This is a genomic window from uncultured Muribaculum sp. (assembly GCF_910583865.1).
Taxonomy (GTDB): domain Bacteria; phylum Bacteroidota; class Bacteroidia; order Bacteroidales; family Muribaculaceae; genus Muribaculum.
In genome coordinates, this window is the sequence record NZ_CAJTYX010000070.1 from 1 (window position 1) to 3,757 (window position 3,757).

The 3,757-nt window shown below is 50.9% G+C and carries 4 protein-coding genes; all 4 read right to left on the bottom strand.

Annotation, left to right across the window (positions count from 1 at the left end):
* Nucleotides 1-179: 179 nt before the first annotated feature.
* The 4 genes from QZ303_RS10520 to rsgA all read right to left on the bottom strand — a co-directional run bounded on the left by QZ303_RS10520 (nucleotide 180) and on the right by rsgA (nucleotide 3,503).
* On the bottom strand, nucleotides 180-674 hold the full coding sequence (locus QZ303_RS10520; RefSeq protein ID WP_295732534.1) for a co-chaperone YbbN: 495 nt from the start codon (nucleotides 672-674) through the stop codon (nucleotides 180-182).
* Between the two features lie 133 nt (nucleotides 675-807).
* A complete protein-coding gene (locus QZ303_RS10525) occupies nucleotides 808-1,743 on the bottom strand; it encodes a malate dehydrogenase (protein ID WP_295732536.1) in 936 nt (311 codons plus the stop codon).
* Nucleotides 1,744-1,915: 172 nt separating this feature from the next.
* Nucleotides 1,916-2,530, bottom strand: coding sequence for an L-threonylcarbamoyladenylate synthase (locus tag QZ303_RS10530; protein ID WP_295732540.1), 615 nt, complete (start codon nucleotides 2,528-2,530; stop codon nucleotides 1,916-1,918).
* Nucleotides 2,531-2,567: 37 nt separating this feature from the next.
* Nucleotides 2,568-3,503 carry a ribosome small subunit-dependent GTPase A gene (gene rsgA, locus QZ303_RS10535; protein ID WP_295732538.1) on the bottom strand — a complete coding sequence of 312 codons (936 nt, stop codon included), beginning with the start codon at nucleotides 3,501-3,503 and terminating at the stop codon, nucleotides 2,568-2,570.
* Nucleotides 3,504-3,757 lie beyond the last annotated feature (254 nt).

The following is a 3,757-nucleotide window of genomic DNA, read 5'->3' on the forward strand; positions in this document are numbered from 1 at the left end:
AGCGTCTGCCTTACAAGCAGAGGGTCGGGGGTTCGAATCCCTCAGCGCCCACAATCCCGAAATCATCAAAGCCTCGACCAATCGGTCGGGGCTTATTTATTTTCCATAAACATCACGAAGTCCAAGAGCAAAATCTGTTTTAATCGCTCTTTGGACTCCGTATGCTTTATGCGCTTGTATCAGCGCGGCTCGATGCGCGGGGTGGTATCGGTAGGCATGATGCTCTGCACGGCAGCCTCCATTGCGTCCTCCGACATGAAGCCGATGTTGCGGTCAATCTCGCCCTTCTTGTTTACGAAAAGCAAAGTCGGCACTGCTTCCACACCATACTGCTTGGCGAGCTGCGGAGCCTTGTCGATGTCGACGTATATAAACTGCACCTTGCCATGGTACTTCTTGGCAAGCTTGTCGAATATGGGATGGAGCTGACGGCAAGGACCGCACCATGATGCCGAGAAGTCGACCACGATGGGCATGGGCTGCGGCTCGCCGAACTCAAGGATGTCATTCGGACCAAGTTCGATAGGCGCGGGAATCGCTTCGGCGACAGCTTCCTCGGTCTTTTCAACGGCGGCAGTATTTTCAGCGTCGCCACTTTTAGCACTACGGCTGCCGCAACCTACCATACCGGCAGAGAGCAGGACAGCACAGGCAAATAGATGGATTGTTTTCATTTTTTATCGTCTGTTTTTAGAAATGCGCATAATAAATATGCGACAGATGTGTTGCAAAATAAACAAAGGCAGAATGTCTCCATTATTTCAGAAAACGTTCTGCCTTGGGATTTAGTTCGTAAAAAACGAAGGCTTAGAGAGCGGCGGCAAGGGCACCGTTGGTCTTGCGCACGGCCTCGGCACTCTTCTTGAAGAGAGCCTTCTCTTCGTCATTGAGGGGAAGCTCGACAATCTTCTCGATACCTTCGCGGCCAAGGAGGCAGGGAACGCCGATGCAGAGGTCGCTTTCGCCATACTCACCCTCTACGAGAGCCGAGCAGGGGATTACGCGCTTTTCGTCGTGGAGGACAGCACGTACAAGCTCGGCAGCAGCAGCGCCGGGAGCCATCCAGGCCGAAGTGCCGAGAAGCGATGTCAGAGTAGCACCACCTACCATAGTGTCGGCAGCGACCTTGTCGAGCTGCTCCTTGGGAAGGAACTCGGTAGCGGGCACACCGCGATATGCGGCATAGCGCACGAGGGGAATCATGGTGGTATCACCGTGACCGCCGATCACCATACCCTCGATTTCATTGGGGTTGGCACCGAGCGCTATGCTCAGGAAATATTTGAAGCGTGAGCTGTCGAGAGCGCCACCCATGCCGATTATACGGTTCTTGGGCAGACCGGATGTCTTGTGGATAAGGTATGTGAGGGTGTCCATGGGGTTGGCCACGCAGATGATGATGGGGTTCTTGCTGTACTTGAGCACGTTGTCCATCACCGACTTTACGATACCTGCGTTTACGCCGATAAGCTCCTCGCGGGTCATGCCGGGCTTGCGGGGAATACCCGATGTAATCACAACGACATCGCTGTCCTTGGTCTTTTCATAGTCGTTGGTTACGCCCACCATATGGGTGTTGACGTGGAGAAGATTGGCTGTCTGCATGATATCCATGGCCTTTCCCTCTGAGAGACCGGCCTTGATATCGATAAGAACTACCTCGTCGGCCACGTTGCGCGTAACGAGGACATTTGCACATGTGGCACCTACATTGCCGGCACCAACTACAGTTACCTTTGACATAATTGAATTTTGTATTTATTGGGTTTAAATTCTATCTATCCCATCCGCCGGGATTGGCATACCCGGCATGAGCATCACAAAATTAGTCAATAATTTTATAGCCTTAAAAAGTTTAAGGAAATTTTTCTTTAATGCCTGCGGAGATTTATAGGTTTCATCAGTAGTGCGGATTTTAATCGGTAAATTCACCGGCTCCGAGCCTGATCACAGATGGCGCGGCGCTGTCGGTGAGATCGACCACTGTCGAAGGCACAGCACCACCCTCGCCGCCGTCTATAACAAACTCTGTCTCATTCCCATAACGCAAAGCTATGCTTTCAGGGTCGACGGCGTCCTGCCTGATTTCCGCTTCGCCCACAGCCGATGTCGACAAGAGCGGATTCCCAAGTTCTTGGGCGAGCCTGCACGCTATGGCGTTGTCCGGGATCCTCACCCCTACCACCTTGCGGCCTTTGAAAATCTTAGGCAGGGTGGTTGCCGCCGGCAACAGGAATGTGTATGGCCCAGGGAGATATTCCTTGAGAATCCGGAAGGCACGGTTATCGATACGTGCATATTCTGCGGCCTGGGATATGTCGCTGCACACAATCGAAAGGTTTACCTTCTGAGGATTGATGTCTTTGATGCGGCATATGCGCTCTATCGCCCGTATATTCAATGCGTCGCACCCTATGGCATAAAGAGTATCAGTGGGGTAAACGATGAGTTTTCCTTCACGCATAGCATCCACGGCAAGCTCCATGTAGCGCTCGTTTATACTCGTCTGATAGGTCTTTAAGATTGTCATCATGATATATCACGGGATAAAAGGTTGTAAATCGTAATCAAAATGGCTTACGGTATTTATCTGGGTCGGAATCCTCAAGCACGGATAGGTAGGAGGCATAGCGAGATTGTGCTATAAGATGTTCGTCGAGTGCCTGCAATACGGCGCAACCCGGCTCATGTGTATGGGTGCAGTCGCCATATCTGCATCCTTCCGAGATCTTGAAAATCTCGGGGAAATAATGCGCCACCTCGTTTCGACGGAAATCTATGGTTCCGAAACCTTTTACTCCCGGAGTATCAATCACCCAGCCGCCGCCAGGCAGACGGTAGGCCTCTGAAAAGGTAGTGGTATGCTGCCCTGTATCATGCAGCAGTGAGATTTCCGCTGTACGCGCGCCACTGTGCGGCACAAGTTCATTGATAATCGTGGACTTCCCGACTCCGGAATTTCCGGAGAGCAGGTTGATTTTCCCCGTCATTCTCGCGCGAAGGTCATCTACCCCGTTGCCATTTTTGGCACATATTCCGATAGTATCATACCCGATGGATGAATACAGGTAATCCACTGACTCAAGAAGCTCTCGCGCGTCATCATCGCAAAGCAGGTCTATTTTGTTGAATACGAGTGTCACCGGCACATTATATGCCTCAGCCGACGCAAGGAAACGGTCAATAAATGTTGTCGATGTCACCGGATGGTCGATTGTCACTACCAAAAACGCCCTGTCTATATTTGCAGCAAGTATGTGTGACTCCTTCGACAAATTACTCGCGCGGCGAATGATATAATTCTTACGAGGATAAATAGACGTAATAAAACCGCTTCCATCGACATTTACCGTAAGCTTCACACGGTCCCCCACAGCCACAGGATTGGTTGTACGTATGCCCTTTATCCTGAAATTCCCCTTAATCTTCGAGGATATCTCACGACCGTCATCCGCAAGCACGACATACCAGCTTCCGGTATTCTTAATAACTAAACCGTCCATTAAATTGATTGATGAGACACAAAGATACGAATAAGTCAAATGCAAAGCCAAATTTATTTGAGCTTTGCTTTTGTGAGTCTCTAAAATGAAAGCCCATTGCCAAATATAACTTTGTGCGTCATTCCAGGGTCAGACCCGTCTGACTTGTCCGACAGGTCTGACACACAGCTCTCCGGGCTGCCCGGCGACCCCGGCTGTGGTGGGGGCATAAAAAAAGGAACGGGCCTGGCGACAAGGTTGTCGTCAGGCCCGTT